Consider the following 17,697-nt stretch of genomic DNA (forward strand, 5'->3'; position numbering starts at 1 on the left):
CTGACTGTGAGTGAAATATGATTCTTCGCGGCGTACGAGTGATGGGCGGGGCGTACGGGTGAATGCCCGGGCCGATATGATGCCGCAGCTCAGCGTCGTTACGCAGCTCGGGGGGAGCGTTGTGTTCGGAATCGTCAGGCCCTGTAGACACCGGCTCGGGGAGAAGCTCGCAGGCCAGTGGATGGCGCATTTGTGCGGGCTCTGCCTCGCACTGCGCGGTGACCACGGACAGTTCGCGCGAATAGTGACGAACTATGACGGACTGCTCATATCGGTTTTGACGGAGGCTCAGACGGAGAGTGACGGTGCCGGGCGGCGTACGGCCGGTCCGTGCCCGCTGCGCGGCATGCGCACCGCCTCCGTCGCGCACGGCGAGGGAGCCCGGCTGGCGGCGGCCGTCTCCCTGGTGCTGGCCTCGGCGAAGGTACGCGACCACGTCACCGACGGTGACGGGCTGTTGGCCCGCAGGCCGGTGGCCCGTGCCGCGCGCCGGGTCGCCGCGAGCTGGGACACGGCCGGCGCCCGGACCGGCACCGCCGTGGGGTTCGACACCGCCCTCCTGGTCGATGCCGTGGACCGGCAGGCCGGGATCGAGGCGCTGGCCGGACCCGGGACGCCGCTCCTGACGGTCACCGAACCGACCGAGACCGCGACCGCCGCCGCCTTCGCGCACACGGCGGTCCTGGCCGGCCGGCCGCACAACGCCGGGCCGCTCGCCGAGGCCGGACGGCTCTTCGGGCGCCTCGCGCACCTGCTGGACGCCGTGGAGGACCGGCACGCTGACGCCGCGTCAGGCGCCTGGAACCCGATCGCCGCGACCGGCACCTCCCTCGCGGAGGCCCGCCGGCTCGCCGACGACGCGGTGCACGGCGTTCGGCTGGCGTTGCGGGAGGTCGAGTTCACCGACGAGAAGCTCGTGCACCTGCTGCTCGTGCACGAACTGCGGCGTTCGGTGGACCGGGCGTTCGGCACGGTGCCGGTGTGCGCCTCCCACCAGGGCGGCGGACCCTATGGACAGCAGGGACCCCACGGGCAGCCGCCGCAGGGGCCCTATGGCTCCCCGCACCACCCGTACGCGGGTGGTGGAGTACCTCCGTACGCCGGTGGGGGAGACGGGTTCGGTGGTGGCGGGTTCGGTGGGGGCGCGCCGGTGCCCCAGCCACCCCGTCGGCGTGGGTTCTGGGCCGGCTGCGGGATGTTCTGGCTCCTGTGCTGCACCTGCAAGCTGTGCTGCGCCAAGGAGTACGAGGGGCCGTGGTCCCGCAAGAAGCGCGAGGGTATCTGCCGGGACTGCGACTGCGACGGCTGCGACTGCTGCTGCCCCTGCGACGGCTGACCCGCCCCTTGTGGGCCTCCGGGCTCGATGACCATCCGGACGGTCGACTTCCGGACATGCCCGGTTCCTGGCGGGCCGCGGTGAGGTGCGGCTCGAGGCCGACCCGAGCGAGGCCCGCGCGCGGGGCCCGGGGTGGCGTACGGCGAGCGACGGCTGGGTCGGGCTGGTGCGTGAGGGGGCGTGGGGCGAAGTCCCGCACACCCCCCCCCACGCCGGGCGGCGCCGGGGCGCTTCACCCCACCGCGCGCTGCCGCCGCCGTGCCCTGGGGGCGGCCCCGTAAAGATCCCCCAAAGGTTGAAGTCCGAAAGGCACTCTTGCGCCGACCGGCCGTTCGGCCGAATACTCCCCCTCAGCGCTTGTCAGGGGCACGGCGTGTTCGGAATCCGGACATCTGGTCTCTGACTGCGCCTCACGGGCCCGAAACCCCACGAGGGCCCCCTACTTCCTTTGTGGAGGAACGAAAAGTGAGGATCAAGCGCACCACCCCCCGCAGTGGCATTTCGAGACGGACCCGGCTGATCGCCGTTTCCACCGGCCTCGTTGCCGCCGCAGCGATCGCGATCCCCAGCGCGAACGCCTCCGACACCCCCACCACCTTCAGCGCCGCCGAGCTCAAGAGCGCCAGCGGCTCCTTGCTGAAGGCCGACATCCCGGGCACCGCCTGGGCCGTCGACAGCAAGACCAACCGCGTGCTCCTGACCGTCGACAGCACGGTCACCCAGGCCGAGATAGCGAAGATCAAGCAGCAGGCCGGCGGCAACGCCGACGCGCTCACGATCAAGCGCACCCCCGGCAAGTTCAGCAAGCTCATCCAGGGCGGCGACGCCATCTATGCGAGTAGCTGGCGCTGCTCCCTCGGCTTCAACGTCCGTGCCAGCAACGGCACCGAGTACTTCCTGACCGCCGGTCACTGCACCGACGGCGCGGGCACCTGGTACTCCAACTCCGGCCGCACCACGGTCATCGGCTCGACCGCCGGCTCCAGCTTCCCGGGCAACGACTACGGCCTCGTGCGCTACAGCGGGTCCGTCAGCCGCCCCGGCACCGCGAACGGCGTGGACATCACGCGCGCGGCCACCCCGAGCGTGGGCACCACCGTCATCCGTGACGGCTCCACGACCGGTACGCACAGCGGCCGTGTCACCGCCCTCAACGCCACCGTCAACTACGGCGGCGGTGACATCGTCTCCGGCCTCATCCAGACCACCGTCTGTGCCGAGCCCGGCGACTCCGGCGGTTCGCTCTACGGCAGCAACGGCACGGCGTACGGCCTGACCTCCGGCGGCAGCGGCAACTGCTCCTCCGGCGGCACGACGTTCTTCCAGCCCGTCACGGAGGCCCTGAGCGCCTACGGCGTCAGCGTCTACTAGGCCCCCGGCGGCAGTTCGCAGCACTTCACGGCCCCCGCACGCACCGCGTGCGGGGGCTTCGCGCTGTGTGAGGGCTCTTTCCGGAACCGGGCGTCGGAGGGGCGAAATTCAGCCATGGGCAGACCTCGCAGAGTGCCCGCACATTACTCACGCGTAATGTTTGCAGTGTGAACGCGCGGGAGTTGGTCCGATTTGATCGTGGACGGTCAAAATGGGAGGGCGCGCGAAGCGCTGTCTACGCGCGTCTCGAACTCACCCTTGTGTGCTCCCCGTTGTCCTCGGAATAGTGGGCGCTCGTCAACGAAGCCTTCCGGCTCGTGAGGTCCCCACAACCTCTCGTGCCGACCCCCCACAGGAGGACAGAAGTTGAAGCACCGACGCATACCCAAGCGGCGTGCAGCCGTGGCAGGTGCGGGCATCGCCGCGCTGGTCGCCGCGGGAGTGACGTTCCAGACCGCGAACGCCAGTGAGACCCCTGAGGCTTCCGCACCCCGGACCCTGTCGGTCACCGCGGCCGGAAAGCTCGCTTCGACGCTGGCCAAGGACCTGGGCGGCGACGCGGCCGGGACGTACTACGACACCAAGAGCAAGAGCCTCGTGGTGAACGTGCTCGACGAGGCCGCCGCGCGGGCCGTCGAGAAGGCCGGCGCCAAGGCGAGAGTCGTGGCGAACTCCCTCGCCGAACTCAAGAGTGCCCGCAGCACGCTGAAGCAGGACGCGACGATCCCGGGCACCGCCTGGGTGACCGACCCGACGACGAACAAGGTCGTCGTGACCGCCGACCGTACGGTCTCCAAGGCCGAGTGGGCGACGCTGACGAAGGTCGTGGACGGGCTCGGGGCAAAGGCCGAACTCAAGCGGTCGAAGGGGGAGTACAAGCCCTTCATCGCCGGTGGCGACGCGATCACCGGTGGCAGCGGGCGCTGCTCGCTCGGCTTCAACGTGGTCAAGGGCGGCGAGCCGTTCTTCCTGACCGCCGGCCACTGCACCGAGGGCATCTCCACCTGGTCGGACTCCAGCGGCAAGGAGCTCGGCACCAACGCGGACTCCAGCTTCCCGGACAACGACTACGGGCTGGTCAAGTACACCGCGGAGGTTGCCCACCCGAGTGAGGTGAACCTCTACAACGGGTCCACCCAGAAGATCTCGGGCGCCGCGGACGCGACCGTCGGCATGGCGGTCACCCGGAGCGGGTCGACCACGCAGGTGCACGAGGGCAAGGTCACGGGGCTGGACGCCACCGTGAACTACGGCAACGGCGACATCGTGAACGGGCTGATCCAGACCGACGTGTGCGCGGAGCCGGGTGACAGTGGCGGGTCGCTGTTCTCGGGCGACAAGGCGGTCGGGCTCACGTCCGGCGGCAGCGGTGACTGCACCTCGGGCGGGGAGACGTTCTTCCAGCCGGTGACCGAGGCGCTGTCGGCGACCGGGACGCAGATCGGCTGACACGTGAGTGCGTGAAGTCCCGCCCCTTGTGCGAGGGGCGGGACTTTCGTCTGTGTGCGGTGGCCGGTGGCCGGTGGCCGGTGGTCGCTTGGGTGGGGGTGCGCGTCTTCGCGTGACGCCCGGTGGTGTCTGGCGGGGGTTACGGCGTCTGCGTTGCGTTCGCGCGCCTTCGTGCTGTGGCTGCCGCCAGGGTGATCGCCGTTCCTGCCACGGCCCACGCCGCCAGGACCAGGAGTGACGTCGTCATCGCGTGGTGGTCGAAGTAGGCGATGGAGCGCGTCGACCAGGTGCCGGCGCCCGGGGGGAGGGCCGGGCCGATCGCCTTCCAGAAGGGTGGGAGCAGGGGTGGGGGCAGGGCGCCGCCCGCGCTGGGGTTGCCGAGGATGACCACCAGCAGGATGACCAGGCCGATGCCGATCGTGCCGAAGACGCCCTGGAGGGCGAGGGTGGCCGCGCCCACGGCGAAGATGATCAGGGTGCCCAGGCCCCAGAGGGCCGCGGTGCTGCCCGGCAGGGCGTCCAGGAGCGGGCCCGTGATGAGGGCGCCGCCGAGACCGCCGGTGATCGCGACCAGGGTCATGACCGCCAGGCGGATCGCGGCGCGGGTGGGGTTGGAGGGTTTCGCCCCGGCGCTGACGGCCAGGGCCGCGGCACCCAGGTAGCCGCCCACACACCAGCCGATCACCAGGTAGAAGGACGAGAGCCCGTTGGGGTCGTGGGGCGCGGACGGGATCACGTCGACCGTCCGGATGGTGCGCCGCTCGGACTTCTCCAGGGTGGTGACGAGGGTCGTCAGCGTGGTGGAGAGGACCCTGCCGCCGCCGGAGGCGACCAGGAGGGTGTCGGTGCTGCCCCTGGGGTCGATGACCAGGGCGGCGTCGATGTCGCGGTGGGTGAGCCGGCTCCGGGCCGTTGCCTCGTCGGGCAGTACGCGGGGGTCCAAGGGGGAGCCGGGAAGGCGTTCGATCCGGGTGGCCGCCTGTTCGGCCGCGGCCTGTGGGGCGACCAGGCCGAAGGGCACGTCCTTGGGCTTCGGGTCGTGCAGCGCTCCCACGTAGGAGGCGATGAACAGCAGCTGGAGCGCGATCACGCCGACGACGAGCAGGGTGGCCCGCGGGGTGACGGCGTCTCTCACCTCGGCGAGGAACGAGCGGTGCGGCATGCCTCCACGGTCGGGGGCTGCGAGGCGTTTCCGCAGGTGGGGCGGGGCCGAACGGATGTCGCACATACATTCGAAGATGAGGGTATGGTGGGGATGAGGTAGCTGGGAACAGATGTTCGAGAGCCGGTGTGGCTCACGAGTGCGGGAGGTGCGTGTGCCGGGCTTCACGCATCTGCACACCGTCTCCGGATTCTCGTTGCGCTATGGAGCTTCGCACCCGGAGCGGCTGGCCGAGCGTGCCTCCGAGCGGGGCATGGACGCCCTGGCGCTGACCGATCGCGACACGCTCGCCGGCGCGGTCCGGTTCTCGAAGGCCTGCGGGAAGGCGGGGGTCCGTCCGCTGTTCGGGGTCGATCTGGCCGTGGCGGGTGCGGAGCCCGGGGCCGGGGCCGAGCGGCAGGGGCGGCGGCGCCGGACACCGGTGCGAGGTGGTGCCTTTGTCGACGAGTCGGCTCCTCGGGTGATCTTTCTCGCCCGGGACGGCGCCCGGGGGTGGGGTGACCTGTGCCGGCTCGTCTCGGCTGCCCATGAGGGGGAGGGGGTGCCCCTGCTGCCCTGGGGCCGCAATCATGCCGAGGGGCTGACCGTGCTGCTCGGGCCGGCATCGGATGTCGGGCGTGCCCTGGCGGCGGGACGGCCCGACCGTGCGGCGCGGCTGCTCGTGCCCTGGCGGGAGCTCTACGGTGACGACCTGCGGCTGGAAGCCGTCTGGCACGGCCGGAAAGGTACGGGCCCCGGGTCGCTGCGGCTGGCCGCCCGTACCGTCGGGTTCGCCGCCGAGCAGCGGATCCGGCCCGTGCTCACCAACGCGGTGCGGTACGCCGACTCGGGGTCGGGGCCGGTCGCCGACGTGCTGGACGCCGCCCGGCGGCTGGTGCCCGTCGACCCGGCCAAGGAACTGGACTCCGGCGAGGCCTGGCTCAAGGACGCCGGGGACATGGTCGGTGTGGCGGAGCGGATCGTGGAGGCCGCGGGGTTCCGGCGGGAGACCGCTCACCGGCTGGTGGAGCAGACGGAGGCCACAGCCGCCGAGTGTCTGGTGGACCCCGAGGGCGATCTCGGGATCGGCACCGTCCACTTTCCCGAGCCGCAACTGGTCGGTGCCGGGCGCCGCACCGCCCAGCGGACGCTGGCCTCACGGGCGGCGGCCGGGATGGTGCTGCGCGGATACGACCGGCGGCGGGAGTACTGGGAGCGGATGCACCGCGAGCTGGACATCATCGCCCACCACGGATTCGCCTCCTACTTCCTGACCGTCGCCCAAGTGGTCGACGACGTGCGGAAGATGGGCGTCCGGGTCGCCGCCCGGGGCTCCGGGGCCGGGTCGCTCGTCAATCACCTGCTCGGTATCGCGCATGCCGATCCCATCGAGCACCGGCTGCTGATGGAGCGGTTCCTGTCGAAGGAGCGGGTCGTGCTGCCCGACATCGACATCGACGTGGAGTCCGCGCGCCGGCTGGAGGTCTACCGCGCGATCATCGACCGGTTCGGCACCGAGCGGGTCGCGACGGTCGCCATGCCCGAGACGTATCGCGTACGGCATGCCATTCGTGACGTGGGGGCCGCCCTGTCCATGGACCCGGCCGAGATCGACCGCGTCGCCAAGTCCTTTCCGCACATCCGGGCACGGGACGCCCGCGCCGCGCTGGAGGAACTGCCCGAGCTGCGCGCGCTGGCGGGGGAGAAGGAGAGGTACGGGAGGCTGTGGGAGCTGGTCGAGGCGCTGGACGCCCTGCCGCGCGGGGTCGCCATGCACCCGTGCGGGGTGCTGCTGTCCGACGCCTCGCTGCTGGCGCGTACACCGGTCATGCCGACCAGCGGCGAGGGCTTTCCGATGTCGCAGTTCGACAAGGACGACGTCGAGGACCTCGGGCTGCTGAAGCTGGATGTGCTGGGTGTGCGGATGCAGTCGGCCATGGCGCACGCGGTGGGGGAGGTGGAGCGGGTGTCGGGGGTGAGGGTCGATCTGGACGGGCTGGCGCCGGGGGATCCGGAGACGTACCGGCTGATCCAGTCCACCGAGACCCTCGGGTGCTTCCAGATCGAGTCGCCCGGGCAGCGGGATCTGGTCGGGCGGCTCCAGCCGGCCGACTTCCACGACCTCGTCGTCGACATCTCGCTGTTCCGGCCCGGCCCGGTCGCCGCCGACATGGTGCGGCCGTTCATCGAGGCGCGGCACGGTCGGGCGCCGATCCGGTATCCGCACCCGGATCTCGAGGAGCCGCTGAAGGAGACCTACGGCGTCGTCGTCTTCCACGAGCAGATCATCGACATCGTCGCCATCATGACCGGCTGCGGGCGCGGCGAGGCCGACCGGGTGCGGCGCGGGCTGTCGGATCCGGAGTCGCAGGGGCGGATCAAGGTGTGGTTCGCACAGCACGCGGCGGCGAACGGCTATGACGCGGAAACGATTCAGCGGACCTGGGAGATCGTCGAGGCCTTCGGTTCGTACGGCTTCTGCAAGGCGCACGCGGTCGCCTTCGCCGTTCCGACGTACCAGTCGGCGTGGCTGAAAACGCATCACCCGGCCGCCTTCTACGCGGGCTTGCTCACGCACGACCCAGGGATGTACCCGAAGCGGCTGCTGCTGGCGGACGCACGGCGGCGTGGGGTGCCCGTGCTGCCGTTGGACGTGAACACGTCGGGCGTCGCGCACCGTATCGAACTGGTGTCCGGTAAGTGGGGGCTGCGGCTGGCGCTCTCCGATGTGCACGGCATCAGAGAGGCCGAGGCCGCGCGGATCGCCGAAGGGCAGCCGTACGCCTCGTTGGTCGACTTCTGGGAGCGGGGCCGGCCCAGCCGTCCGCTGGCCCAGCGGCTCGCGCAGGTGGGAGCGCTGGACGCGTTCGGCGCCAACCGCCGGGATCTGCAACTGCATCTGACCGAGCTGCACCGGGGCGCCCGGGGCGGGGGCGGTGGCCAGCTCCCCTTGGCCGGCGGACGGAAGACCGCACCGGCCGGGCTGCCCGACCTCACCTCGTCGGAGCGGCTCAGCGCCGAGCTGGGCGTGCTGTCCATGGACGCCTCACGCAATCTGATGGACGACCACCGGCAGTTCCTCGACGAGCTGGGCGTGGTGTCGGCGCGGCGGCTGCGCGAGGCCCGGCACGGGGAGACGGTGCTGGTCGCGGGCGCCAAGGCAGCCACCCAGACACCGCCGATCCGGTCCGGCAAGCGCGTCATCTTCTCCACCCTGGACGACGGCACGGGCCTGGTCGACCTCGCCTTCTTCGACGACTCCCACGACACCTGCGCCCACACCGTCTTCCACTCCTGGCTGCTGCTGGTGCGCGGGGTGGTGCAGCGCCGCGGCCCCCGCAGCCTCAGCGTGGTGGGCGCCGCCGCCTGGAACCTCGCGGACCTGCTGGACGTGCGCCGGGAGGAGGGGCTGGAGGGGGTCGCGGCCCGGCTGGCCGGCCCCGGCGAAGGCGGTTCCGGTGACGACGGTTCCGGTGACGACGGCGAGGGGGCCGCACGCCGGCGGCTCGCCGGGTCGGACGGAGCGCCCGCGCCGACGGGCTCCGCGGCCAGGGATCCGATGGAGCAGCGGAAGATCCGCATGCCCACGGGGTACGAGATGCACCCCTGGGCCGATCTGCGTCCTGCGGGCGAAGGGCCCGCGAACACCAGGAAGTTGTGGCATCAGAGTCCGGGGAGTGCGGGATGACCATCCTCTGCGTACGTTTCCAGCTGCCTCCGGCGAGCGAGGCCGACCTGCCCCACCTGCTCGGGATGCTCGAGGAGTTCACGCCGGTCGTCCAGGCCCTGCCACCGGACGGGGCGCTGGCCGACCTGCGCGGCGCCGAGCGCTACTTCCGGCGGGACGCCGTCGAACTGGCCTCGGTGATCCGAGTGCGGTCGCTCGCGCTGTACGGCGTCGACTGCGTGATCGGGGCCGGGCCCGGGCCGATGCTGGCCCGGATGGCGCTGCGCGACGCCGTGCCCGGGGTGACGTGTGCGGTGCCCGACGAGCCGGACGCCGTCGCGGAGTTCCTCGCGGACAAGCCCGTCGCCGCGCTGCCCGGCGTGGGCACCGCGACCGCCCGCACACTGGGCGACTACGGCCTCGACACCCTCGGCCGGGTCGCCGCCGCGCCGCTGTCCACGCTCCAGCGGCTGATCGGCGCGAAGGCCGGCCGCGAGCTGCGCGAGAAGGCGAACGGCGTCGACCGCGGCCGGGTCGTACCGAACGCCGTCTCCCGGTCCCTCGCGACGGAACGCCCCTTCGGGCGCGACGAACTGGACCCGGACCGGCACCGCCGGGCGCTGCTGTCGGCCGCCGAGGAGATCGGCGCCCGGCTGCGCGCCCTGGAGAAGGTCTGCCGCACCCTCACCCTCACCGTGCGCTACGCCGACCGGTCCGCCACCACCCGCAGTCGCACCCTGACCGAACCGACCGCGCACTCCCCGGCACTGACCAGGGCCGCGTACGGCATGTACGAGGCGCTCGGCCTGCAACGCGCCCGGGTCCGCGCGATCGCTCTGCGCGCCGAGGGGCTCGACCCCGCCGGCCAGGCCTCCCACCAGCTGACCTTCGACCCGGTGGACGAGAAGGTCCGCCGTATCGAGGAGGTCGCGGACCGCGCGCGAGCGAAGTTCGGGCCGCGGGCGGTGATGCCCGGGGGGCTAGGGGGGCGGGCGGCGTAGAGCCTTCCGCGTGACGTCAGTTGGCCCACGGCGGCGCGATGCGGGTGCCGTCGGCCAGCCGTGCCTCCAGGCCGATCGAGGTGGTGACCCAGGAGTACGCGGTCCGGTCGGTCGGGTTCTCGACGGTCAGGGTGGCACCGGGGTTGATGATCACCGTGTCGCCCGCGGCGATCCGCTCGGTGCGGCCGTCGAGGGTGATCAGCAGTTCGCCGTCGAGCAGGTGGAAGATCTCCTCCCGGCTGACCGTGTGCGCGGGTGCCTTGAGGCCGGCCGGGATCTCACCGCGCCAGGCGCACAGCTCCTTGCTGCCGCTGCCCGGGGTGGCGTACGAGACGAATCGGGCGCCGTGGATCTCGTGGGTGACGGCTTCGGACGAACGGACGATGGGCATGAGGCCTCCAAGTGGTCAAGCTGCTTGACTATATGGTCAAGCTGCTTGACCATCACGTCAAGGGTGTTTCAATGCATGCGTGCAGAACTCCGAGGCCATGGCCCTGTCCGCCGTCCTGCTCGCCGCCGCCGGCGGGCTCACGCAACGCATCCACGAAGGCGTGATCGCTCGCGGCTTCGAGGGGGTGCGGCCCGCTCACGGCTTCGCCTTCGCGCGGCTCGCTCCGGACGGCGCGACAGTCACCGACCTCGCCGTCCACCTCGGGGTGACCAAGCAGGCCGCGAGCCAACTCGTCGACGAGATGGTGCGCAAGGGGTACGCCGAGCGGCGGCCGCACCCCGGCGACGCGCGGGCGCGGCTGGTCGTGCTGACCGGGCGGGGCTGGGACTGCACGCGGGCCGCGGAGGAGGCGGCCGCCGAGGCGGTGCGGGAGTGGGGTGCGGTGCTGGGGGAGGGGGAGCTGCGCGTACTGCGGGAGCAGTTGCTGCGGATCGCTCCTCGGGGGCCCATTCGGCCTGCCTGGTGAGAGGGGGTCAGGCGGGATCCTCTGCGCCGGTTACCACTGGAAGTTTTTACTGACGCGTAACTTCCCAGTTTGACTACTCGCCCGTAACTTGACGAATGAACAGCATCCTCGTGATCCGGATCACAGGGCGTAGTGCCGTCGCACCCCCCTTGAGCCGCAAGGAGATCACCCGATGCTGCCCTGGAAACGAGCGCTCAGACCCCTGGCCGCGCTGCTGCTGACCGCCGCGGCCGTCACCGTCCCCGCCACCACCGCCCAGGCCTCCACCGCCCCGAGCTCCGGCTGGAACGACTACTCCTGCAAGCCGTCCGCCGCCCACCCCCGCCCCGTCGTCCTGGTCCACGGCACCCTCGGGAACTCCGTCGACAACTGGCTGGGCCTCGCCCCCTACTTGACGGTCCGCGGCTACTGCGTCTTCTCGCTGGACTACGGACAGCTCGAGGGCGTCCCCTTCTTCCACGGCCTCGGCCCCGTCGAGAAGTCCGCCGGACAGCTGAAGGACTTCGTGGACAAGGTTCTCGCGGCCACCGGCGCCTCCGAGACCGACGTCGTCGGGCACTCGCAGGGCGGCATGATGCCCCGCTGGTACGTGAAGTTCCTCGGCGGAGCCGCCAAGGTGAACGCCCTGGTCGGCATCGCGCCCAGCAACCACGGCACCGACCTGAACGGCTTCACCCACCTGCTGCCGTACTTCCCGGGCGCCGCGGACCTGCTGTCGAAGAACACCCCCGCCCTCGCCGACCAGGTGACCGGCTCCGCCTTCCTCGCCAAGCTCAACGCGGGCGGTGACACCGTGCCCGGCGTGCGCTACACCGTCATCGCCACCCGGTACGACGAGGTGGTCACGCCCTGGCGCAGCCAGTACCTGAGCGGGCCGGGCGTGCGCAACGTCCTGCTCCAGGACCTGTGCCCCGTCGACCTGTCCGAGCACGTGGCCGTCGGGCTGCTCGACCGGGTCGCCTTCCACGAGGTGGCCAACGCCCTCGATCCGGGGCGGGCCAGGCCCACCACCTGTGCATCGGCCTTCGAATGACACGTGTCATCCATGGACACGTGCCAAAGAAACGTTTCGGGGCCTGCCCGGCCTGAGCCGCCGGACAGGCCCCGGGTCAGGGGGCGGTGAGGGTCAGCTGCCGTGTCGTCCGGCGCTCACCGTCCGGCGCCGGGCCGACAGGAAGAGGGCCGTCGAGCCGAGCGCCAGCGTGGCCGCGCCACCGATCGCGAGACGGGTGGTGCTGCTGTCGCCGCCGGTCTCGGCGAGGTTCTCGGTGGCACCGGCCGCCTTCGGCCGGTTGGGCGCCGGTGCGGCGGCCTTCGGCCGGTCCGCCGTGCTCTCCTTCGGGGCCGCGGCCGGTTCCGCCGAGGTGCTCGGGTCGTCGTCGCCGTGTCCGTGGTGCTCGATCGTCGACTTGTCGTTGCCCTCCTCGATCTGCTGCTCGCTGGGAGCGGAGGCGGACGGGGCCGGGGCGGCGCCGCCTGCCGCGCCGCCGGCGCCGCCGAAGCTGACGTCCGAGCAGGAGTAGAAGGCCTCCGGGCTGTCCGACCGCTGCCACACGGCGTACAGCAGGTGCTTGCCGGAGCGCTGGGGCAGGGTGCCGGAGAAGGTGTAGAAACCGCCGGTGGCGGCCGGGTCGGTGGACGTCGCGACCGGCTTCGCGAGATCCAGGTCCTTCCACGCGAGCGGCTTGGCCGGGTCGTATCCGGGCTTGGTGAGGTAGACCTTGAAGGTGCCCTTGTGAGGCGCGGTCACGCGGTACTTGAAGGTGTGCGAGCCGCTGCGCACGCTGGTCGCGGGCCAGTCGGCGCGGGCCAGGTCGAGGCCCCTGAACTGCTCGTTGTTCGCGCTGCACAGCTTGCCGTCCGGGATGAGCTGCTGGTGCCGGCCGCCCGCGTCGCCGATGCGGATGCCGTTCCAGTCGTAGAGGGCCTGGGTGCCGCCGGCCGCGACCGCCGCCTTGCACGCGGCCGACCTCGGGCTCTCGGGGCCTTCGGCGTAGCACTGTGAGATCCGGCTGACCGGGTCGCCCATCGAGCCGTGCGCGGCGGCCGGGCCGGCGGTCAGCGCGGTCAGGGCGAGCGGCAGGCCGCCGACGGCGGCGACGGTGACTGCCTTGCGGCGTGCGGGCATGCGGGAACTCCTCGGAACGGTTCATGGGACAGGTCCGGGCCCTGGTGGGCCGGATCCCGTGGGGTGGTCCCGAAGCTAGCCGCTGAAAACCGGGAAATCGCCTGCTGAGGGCGGGTGGAGGAGATCCTTATGGCCCGCTTAAGGGAGTGTTCGGACTGGCATCAGGTAGGTACCGTCACGGCATGGCAGACGAGGAGATCCGGCCGGCCGGGGCCGCCGACGTACCGGTCGTCGCGGACGTGATCGACGCGGCCTTCCGCCCCTACATCGAACGCATCGGGCGGGTGCCGCAGCCCATGGAGGAGGACCACGCGGCGAACGTGGCCGCGGGCAAGGTGTTCGTGACGGGTGATCCCGTGACCGGGCTCGTCGTGGTGGAGGCGTTCGAGGACCACCTCTTCCTCGACACCATCGCCGTCCACCCCACCGCGCACGGCGGGGGCGTCGGGCGACGGCTTCTGCGGTTCGTGGACGCACACGCGCGTGCGCTGGGGCTGCCCGAGGTCAGGCTCTACACGAACGCGCTGATGTGGGAGAACCAGAAGATCTATCCGAGATACGGCTACGAACTGGTGGAACGCCGCGCGGACGGGCCCTACGACCGCGTGCACTACCGCAAGTGGCTGCTCTGAGCGTGCGTCTCATGATCGGCACCGGCCGTTCAGGCGTCCGGCCACCAGGTGCGTGCGATGTCCTTGCGGACCTCGGGGCGTCCCGCGGGGCGCTCGTCGGCCTCGTCGCGGACCCGGCGGACGTCCGTCTTCTTCAGGGGCTTCTGCACGGTCACACGGCGCATGGCTGCCTCCTTAGGGTCTACCGGGTTCCGCGTTCTCACGGGGGTAGACCTTTCGGGGGAGAGTTACTCATCGCTCCCGGTCTGTCAGTGGCGGCAGTCACGATTCGAGTGTCAGTGGCGGGTGTCACTCTTGGGCTCATGACGAACGTGGACTGGGACGCCGAGGCCGCCTCCTTCGACGAGGAGCCGGACCACGGCCTGCGCGATCCCGAGGTGCGCCGTGCCTGGGCCGGGCGGCTGCGCGGCTGGCTGCCCGCGCGGGCGGGAGACATCCTGGATCTCGGCTGCGGCACCGGAAGCCTGTCACTCCTCGCGTCCGAGCAGGGGCACCGGGTGACGGGGGTGGACCTCTCCCCGGCGATGGTGACGCTCGCCAGGGAGAAACTGGCCGGACGTGACGCGGTGTTCCTCGTCGGAGACGCCGCGTCACCGCCGGTCGGGGAGGAGCGCTACGACGCCGTGCTCGTCCGGCATGTCCTGTGGGCCCTGCCCGACCCCGGCCGCGTCCTCAGGCGCTGGCGCGGGCTGCTGCGGCCGGGCGGGCGGCTGGTGCTGGTCGAGGGCGTGTGGGGAAGCGCCGACCCCGTCGGCATACCGGCGGAGCGGCTCACCGGCCTCCTCACCCCGATCGCCGGGCAGGTGCGCCTGGAGCGGCTGTCGGGCGATCCGTCGCTGTGGGGCAAGGAGGTGACGGACGAGCGGTACGCGGTGATCGCGCAGGTCCGGACGTCAGGCCAGGAGCGCGGTGAAGTCGCCGCCACGGGCGAGTGACTCCAGTTCGTCGAGCGCGGCCAGGGCGGCCCGTGCGGCCTCCGGGTCCGTCTCGGCGAGGCCGCTCTCGGCGAACTCGTCCTCGTCCAGGCGTCGTACGTCCGTGCCGTCCGCGGAGCGCCACAGATCCAGGTCCAGATCCTCCACGACCAGCTCCGGCCCGGAGCGCACGGCGGGGCGGGTGATGTCGCAGTACCAGCCCTTCAGCGCGCCCGTGGCGGAGCGGACCTCCTTGATCGCGTACCAGCGGTCGCGCCAGTAGTACTCCGTGAAGACGTCCCCGGACTCGAAGCGGACGAAGCCGAAGTCCCGGACGGCGGAACCCGCCCACGGAGCGTGGACCGCGACCCGCGTGCCGTCGTCCGACAGCAGTTCGCCCCGGTAACGGATCTTCGTGCGGCCCGCCTTGACGAGTACGACGTCCAGCTGCGGGGCCCGGTCAGGCGAGTTCTCGGACATAACGCACTTCCTTCGCGCAGATGTCGTAGCCGAACCACGTGTTGATGGCGATCATCGGTTCGTTTCCCGTGTCGTTGCCGGTGAACGCCTCCGTGTACCCCGCCGCGCGGGCGCGGTGCAGGGAGTCGTTCTTGGCGAGCTTCGCCAGGCCCCGGCCGCGGAATTCCCGGGCGGTGCCGGTCATGGCGGTGGCATAGCGGGAGTCGCCGTCGGTGTACGCCACGCTGAAGGCGGCGGGACGGCCGTCGACGACGGCGACCGTGGTCAGGTCGCGGTTCAGGAGCGGGTGCTTCCAGTTCTCTTCCAGCCAGGCCTCGTAGTCCGTGAACTCGACGTCGATGTCGCTCGGTTCGTCCGACGTCGTCGCCGCGTCCAGTTCGAAGATCGGGCGCGGGTCGTCCGCGAAGTCGGTGGCCGTGCGCAGTTCCACGCCGGCCGGCGGCTCCTGGCGGGGCGGCAGTGTGCCGCCCGCCAGGTCCAGGCGCAGGAAGTACGCGGAACGGCTGGCCCGGAAGCCGTTCCGCTCGGCGAAGGCGTGGTTGGCCGGCTCGTCCAGCACCCAGGCGAACAGCTTCCGCACGCCCAGCCCCGCGAGGCGCTCCTCGGCGGTGCGCAGCAGCAGCGAACCGGCGCCGCGCTGCCTGCGGTCGGGGCGCACATAGATGTTGGCGGAGCCCTGGCCGGGCTCCGGGCTGTCGTGGGCGACGCTGATCTGGGCCGTGCCGATGATCTCGCCGTCCTCCTCGGCCATCAGCTGGCCGAAGTGGGCGTCCGGATGGGCGTGCGTCAGGGTGTGCACCACGGACTCGGGCGTGGACAGCATGTAGGGCAGGGCGAGGCGGCGGGTGTCGGAGAACCCCTCGGCGTCGGCTCGGACGTCGGGACGCAGGTCGCGCACGATCATGGTCATGGAGGCGCACGCTACGCGTGGACCCGTCCGGGGTGCCTCTCATTTTCCGCCGGGTGCGCGACAATCGGCCTGTGACCTTGAAGATCGACATCGACGACAGTGCTCCGCCCTACGAGCAGGTGCGGGCGCGGATCTCCGAGCAGGCGCGGTCGGGTGCGCTGCCGGTGGGTTATCGGCTGCCGACCGTGCGGGGGCTGGCCGAGTCGCTGGGCCTCGCCGCCAACACGGTCGCCAAGGCGTACCGGGCGCTGGAGGCGGACGGGGTGATCGAGACGCGGGGCCGCAACGGCACGTTCGTGGCCGCCGCCGGCTCCGCGGCGGACCGCGAGCTGGCCTCGGCCGCACAGGCCTATGCGGAGCGGGCCAGGAGGCTCGGGCTGGGCGAGGACGCCGCCCTCGCCGCGGTCCGGGACGCCCTGCGGGCGGCTTACGGGGAGTAGAGCGCCCCGTGCCCTAACCGGACCGCTGCGTCAGACGCTCCGGTGTCCGTGTGATGTCCAGCCCCGCCGACCTCCCCACCCGTGCGAACGCCATCGCGTCCTCCACCGCGGCGCCGCCCGGGTCGTTGTTGAAGTACGCGTAGACGTCCTCGCCGCCGGGCCAGGTCGTGGCGATCCGGTCGAGCCAGGTGGCGAGGGAGCGGCGGCCGTAGCGGGGCCAGGGCCGGGCGCGGCCCTGGTGGAAGCGGACGTAGCCCCAGTCGGTGGTGCGCCACAGCGGCGTGACCGGGCGGGCCAGGATGTCGGCCCAGCACAGGGCGGCGCGCCGGGACTCCAGGACGCGGCGGACCTCCGGTGTCCACCAGGAGTCGTGGCGCGGCTCGACCGCGACCCGGGTCGAAGCCGGGAAGCAGGCCAGGCACGCGTCCAGCAGGGCCGGGTCGGCGCGCAGGGTGGGCGGGAGCTGGAGCAGGACCGGGCCGAGGCGGTCCCCGAGGCCCGCCGCATGGCTCATCAGGCGGTGCACCGGCTCCTCGGGCTCCTTGAGCCGCTTGATGTGGGTCAGATAGCGGCTCGCCTTGACCGCGACGGTGAAGTCCCCCGGCACCCGCCCCCGCCAGTCCTCGAAGGTCTCCCGGGCCGGCAGCCGGTAGAAGGCGTTGTTGATCTCGACGGTGGCGAAGTGCCCCGCATACTCCTCCAGCCAGAGCCGCATCGGCAGCCCGGACGGGTACAGGACATCCCGCCAGTCCTTGTACTGCCACCCGGACGTGCCGACGAACAGGGTCATATCCCTATCAAAGCATCCCTGTCGAAGCACCACAGGCCCTGGACGGCGGGCAGGGGCGGCCCGGTCCTGCGGGCGGCCCCGCTACGCGTCGGTGCGCGTGTGGAAGCGGTAGAACAGCAGCAGGAAGAGGGCTGCCGTGACCAGCAGCGTGGTGATGACGACCGGACGGAGGTCGTCGCCGGTCTGGCTGTAGAGGAAGCCCAGTGCGACCCCGGCGAAGGCGGCCCGGAGCAGGGCGTGCAGGGCGTGGAGGTCGCGCCTGAGGCGCCGGGTCACCTGGACCACGGCGATGCAGAGGGCCGTGAAGGCGAACGCGCTCCACACACCCGACGCCACATCCGGTCCGGTGATCGGACCACCGTGACGCCGGTTCACCGCGACCCAGTTGCCGTAGACGACACCGAGCACGACGGGCAGGACCCAGCGTGCGACGCGGTGGGTGGGTTCGCTGAACACGGTGGGCGCCGTGTGCGCCATCAGAGGCCTCCCTGGTCCATGCGGAGCTCGGCGTCGCTCCGCCC

General features: G+C 71.7%; 18 protein-coding genes. 10 read left to right on the top strand and 8 right to left on the bottom strand.

The annotated features are described in order from the left end of the window. The first annotated feature begins 121 nt into the window (after positions 1-121). The 3 genes from ACIRDU_RS24725 (at position 122) to ACIRDU_RS24735 (ending at position 4,156) form a co-directional block, all read left to right on the top strand. A complete protein-coding gene (locus tag ACIRDU_RS24725) occupies positions 122-1,336 on the top strand; it encodes a DUF5685 family protein (RefSeq protein ID WP_403582732.1) in 1,215 nt (404 codons plus the stop codon). 465 nt (positions 1,337-1,801) lie between these two features. After that, on the top strand, positions 1,802-2,707 hold the full coding sequence (locus ACIRDU_RS24730) for a S1 family peptidase (protein ID WP_403582734.1): 906 nt from the start codon (positions 1,802-1,804) through the stop codon (positions 2,705-2,707). 366 nt (positions 2,708-3,073) lie between these two features. After that, the gene (locus ACIRDU_RS24735; RefSeq protein ID WP_403582736.1) at positions 3,074-4,156 is read left to right on the top strand and encodes a S1 family peptidase; all 1,083 of its coding nucleotides are present in this window, start codon (positions 3,074-3,076) and stop codon (positions 4,154-4,156) included. Positions 4,157-4,295: 139 nt separating this feature from the next. Here ACIRDU_RS24735 and ACIRDU_RS24740 read toward each other — a convergent pair whose 3' ends face one another. Then, a complete protein-coding gene (locus ACIRDU_RS24740; RefSeq protein WP_403582738.1) occupies positions 4,296-5,318 on the bottom strand; it encodes a DUF3533 domain-containing protein in 1,023 nt (340 codons plus the stop codon). A gap of 154 nt (positions 5,319-5,472) precedes the next feature. Here ACIRDU_RS24740 and ACIRDU_RS24745 point away from each other — a divergent pair, with 154 nt between their 5' ends. Next, complete coding sequence (locus ACIRDU_RS24745) at positions 5,473-8,985, top strand: DNA polymerase III subunit alpha (RefSeq protein ID WP_403582741.1); 3,513 nt, start codon at positions 5,473-5,475, stop codon at positions 8,983-8,985. Beyond that, entirely contained in the window at positions 8,982-9,965 is a 984-nt protein-coding gene (locus ACIRDU_RS24750) for a DNA polymerase thumb domain-containing protein (protein WP_403582744.1), read from the top strand. Before ACIRDU_RS24745 ends, ACIRDU_RS24750 begins: the two co-directional genes overlap by 4 nt. A 16-nt stretch (positions 9,966-9,981) precedes the next feature. On the opposite strand, the gene ACIRDU_RS24755 is transcribed toward ACIRDU_RS24750, so the two are convergent. Then, positions 9,982-10,356, bottom strand: a complete 375-nt coding sequence (locus ACIRDU_RS24755; RefSeq protein WP_403582747.1) for a cupin domain-containing protein — start codon at positions 10,354-10,356, stop codon at positions 9,982-9,984. Positions 10,357-10,435: 79 nt separating this feature from the next. Between ACIRDU_RS24755 and ACIRDU_RS24760 the strand changes: the two genes are divergently transcribed. Together ACIRDU_RS24760 and ACIRDU_RS24765 are read left to right on the top strand one after the other, a co-directional pair. After that, positions 10,436-10,882 carry a MarR family winged helix-turn-helix transcriptional regulator gene (locus ACIRDU_RS24760; RefSeq protein WP_403582750.1) on the top strand — a complete coding sequence of 149 codons (447 nt, stop codon included), beginning with the start codon at positions 10,436-10,438 and terminating at the stop codon, positions 10,880-10,882. A 172-nt stretch (positions 10,883-11,054) separates the two neighbouring features. Next, a complete protein-coding gene (locus tag ACIRDU_RS24765) occupies positions 11,055-11,915 on the top strand; it encodes an esterase/lipase family protein (protein WP_403582752.1) in 861 nt (286 codons plus the stop codon). A gap of 93 nt (positions 11,916-12,008) precedes the next feature. On the opposite strand, the gene ACIRDU_RS24770 is transcribed toward ACIRDU_RS24765, so the two are convergent. Further along, positions 12,009-13,010, bottom strand: coding sequence for a lytic polysaccharide monooxygenase (locus ACIRDU_RS24770; RefSeq protein WP_403582756.1), 1,002 nt, complete (start codon positions 13,008-13,010; stop codon positions 12,009-12,011). A 182-nt stretch (positions 13,011-13,192) separates the two neighbouring features. On the opposite strand from ACIRDU_RS24770, the gene ACIRDU_RS24775 reads away from it, so the two are divergent. Then, positions 13,193-13,642, top strand: coding sequence for a GNAT family N-acetyltransferase (locus tag ACIRDU_RS24775; protein ID WP_403582759.1), 450 nt, complete (start codon positions 13,193-13,195; stop codon positions 13,640-13,642). A gap of 29 nt (positions 13,643-13,671) precedes the next feature. Here the strand turns inward: ACIRDU_RS24775 and ACIRDU_RS24780 are convergent, their stop codons facing one another. Next, positions 13,672-13,806 (bottom strand): hypothetical protein, encoded by a 135-nt coding sequence (locus tag ACIRDU_RS24780; protein ID WP_107308287.1) that lies wholly within the window; start codon positions 13,804-13,806, stop codon positions 13,672-13,674. 138 nt (positions 13,807-13,944) lie between these two features. On the opposite strand from ACIRDU_RS24780, the gene ACIRDU_RS24785 reads away from it, so the two are divergent. Continuing rightward, positions 13,945-14,577 carry a class I SAM-dependent methyltransferase gene (locus ACIRDU_RS24785; protein ID WP_403582761.1) on the top strand — a complete coding sequence of 211 codons (633 nt, stop codon included), beginning with the start codon at positions 13,945-13,947 and terminating at the stop codon, positions 14,575-14,577. On the opposite strand, the gene ACIRDU_RS24790 is transcribed toward ACIRDU_RS24785, so the two are convergent. Beyond that, entirely contained in the window at positions 14,536-15,036 is a 501-nt protein-coding gene (locus ACIRDU_RS24790; RefSeq protein WP_403582764.1) for a DUF402 domain-containing protein, read from the bottom strand. The two genes, ACIRDU_RS24785 and ACIRDU_RS24790, sit on opposite strands and share 42 nt — an antisense overlap. Beyond that, a complete protein-coding gene (locus ACIRDU_RS24795) occupies positions 15,017-15,946 on the bottom strand; it encodes a GNAT family N-acetyltransferase (RefSeq protein WP_403582767.1) in 930 nt (309 codons plus the stop codon). The genes ACIRDU_RS24790 and ACIRDU_RS24795 overlap by 20 nt, the downstream gene beginning before the upstream one ends. A 71-nt stretch (positions 15,947-16,017) precedes the next feature. On the opposite strand from ACIRDU_RS24795, the gene ACIRDU_RS24800 reads away from it, so the two are divergent. Continuing rightward, positions 16,018-16,386: a GntR family transcriptional regulator gene (locus tag ACIRDU_RS24800; protein ID WP_403582770.1), complete on the top strand. Its 369-nt coding sequence runs from the start codon at positions 16,018-16,020 to the stop codon at positions 16,384-16,386. A 13-nt stretch (positions 16,387-16,399) separates the two neighbouring features. On the opposite strand, the gene ACIRDU_RS24805 is transcribed toward ACIRDU_RS24800, so the two are convergent. Next, positions 16,400-17,176, bottom strand: a complete 777-nt coding sequence (locus ACIRDU_RS24805; RefSeq protein ID WP_403582772.1) for a DUF72 domain-containing protein — start codon at positions 17,174-17,176, stop codon at positions 16,400-16,402. Between the two features lie 81 nt (positions 17,177-17,257). After that, positions 17,258-17,653 (bottom strand): hypothetical protein, encoded by a 396-nt coding sequence (locus ACIRDU_RS24810; RefSeq protein WP_403582774.1) that lies wholly within the window; start codon positions 17,651-17,653, stop codon positions 17,258-17,260. Positions 17,654-17,697: the final 44 nt, after the last annotated feature.

The sequence above is a fragment of the Streptomyces sp. NPDC093598 genome (assembly GCF_044764825.1).
Lineage (GTDB): Bacteria > Actinomycetota > Actinomycetes > Streptomycetales > Streptomycetaceae > Streptomyces.

Bases quoted from the DNA above. Each gene is read 5' to 3' on its own strand.
- ACIRDU_RS24780 (WP_107308287.1), bottom strand. From the start codon at position 13,806: ATGCGCCGTGTGACCGTGCAGAAGCCCCTGAAGAAGACGGACGTCCGC.
- ACIRDU_RS24790 (WP_403582764.1), bottom strand. From the start codon at position 15,036: ATGTCCGAGAACTCGCCTGACCGGGCCCCGCAGCTGGACGTCGTACTC.
- ACIRDU_RS24785 (WP_403582761.1), top strand. From the start codon at position 13,945: ATGACGAACGTGGACTGGGACGCCGAGGCCGCCTCCTTCGACGAGGAG.
- ACIRDU_RS24755 (WP_403582747.1), bottom strand. From the start codon at position 10,356: ATGCCCATCGTCCGTTCGTCCGAAGCCGTCACCCACGAGATCCACGGC.
- ACIRDU_RS24765 (WP_403582752.1), top strand. From the start codon at position 11,055: ATGCTGCCCTGGAAACGAGCGCTCAGACCCCTGGCCGCGCTGCTGCTG.
- ACIRDU_RS24750 (WP_403582744.1), top strand. From the start codon at position 8,982: ATGACCATCCTCTGCGTACGTTTCCAGCTGCCTCCGGCGAGCGAGGCC.
- ACIRDU_RS24775 (WP_403582759.1), top strand. From the start codon at position 13,193: ATGGCAGACGAGGAGATCCGGCCGGCCGGGGCCGCCGACGTACCGGTC.
- ACIRDU_RS24795 (WP_403582767.1), bottom strand. From the start codon at position 15,946: ATGACCATGATCGTGCGCGACCTGCGTCCCGACGTCCGAGCCGACGCC.
- ACIRDU_RS24770 (WP_403582756.1), bottom strand. From the start codon at position 13,010: ATGCCCGCACGCCGCAAGGCAGTCACCGTCGCCGCCGTCGGCGGCCTG.
- ACIRDU_RS24805 (WP_403582772.1), bottom strand. From the start codon at position 17,176: ATGACCCTGTTCGTCGGCACGTCCGGGTGGCAGTACAAGGACTGGCGG.
- ACIRDU_RS24740 (WP_403582738.1), bottom strand. From the start codon at position 5,318: ATGCCGCACCGCTCGTTCCTCGCCGAGGTGAGAGACGCCGTCACCCCG.
- ACIRDU_RS24810 (WP_403582774.1), bottom strand. From the start codon at position 17,653: ATGGCGCACACGGCGCCCACCGTGTTCAGCGAACCCACCCACCGCGTC.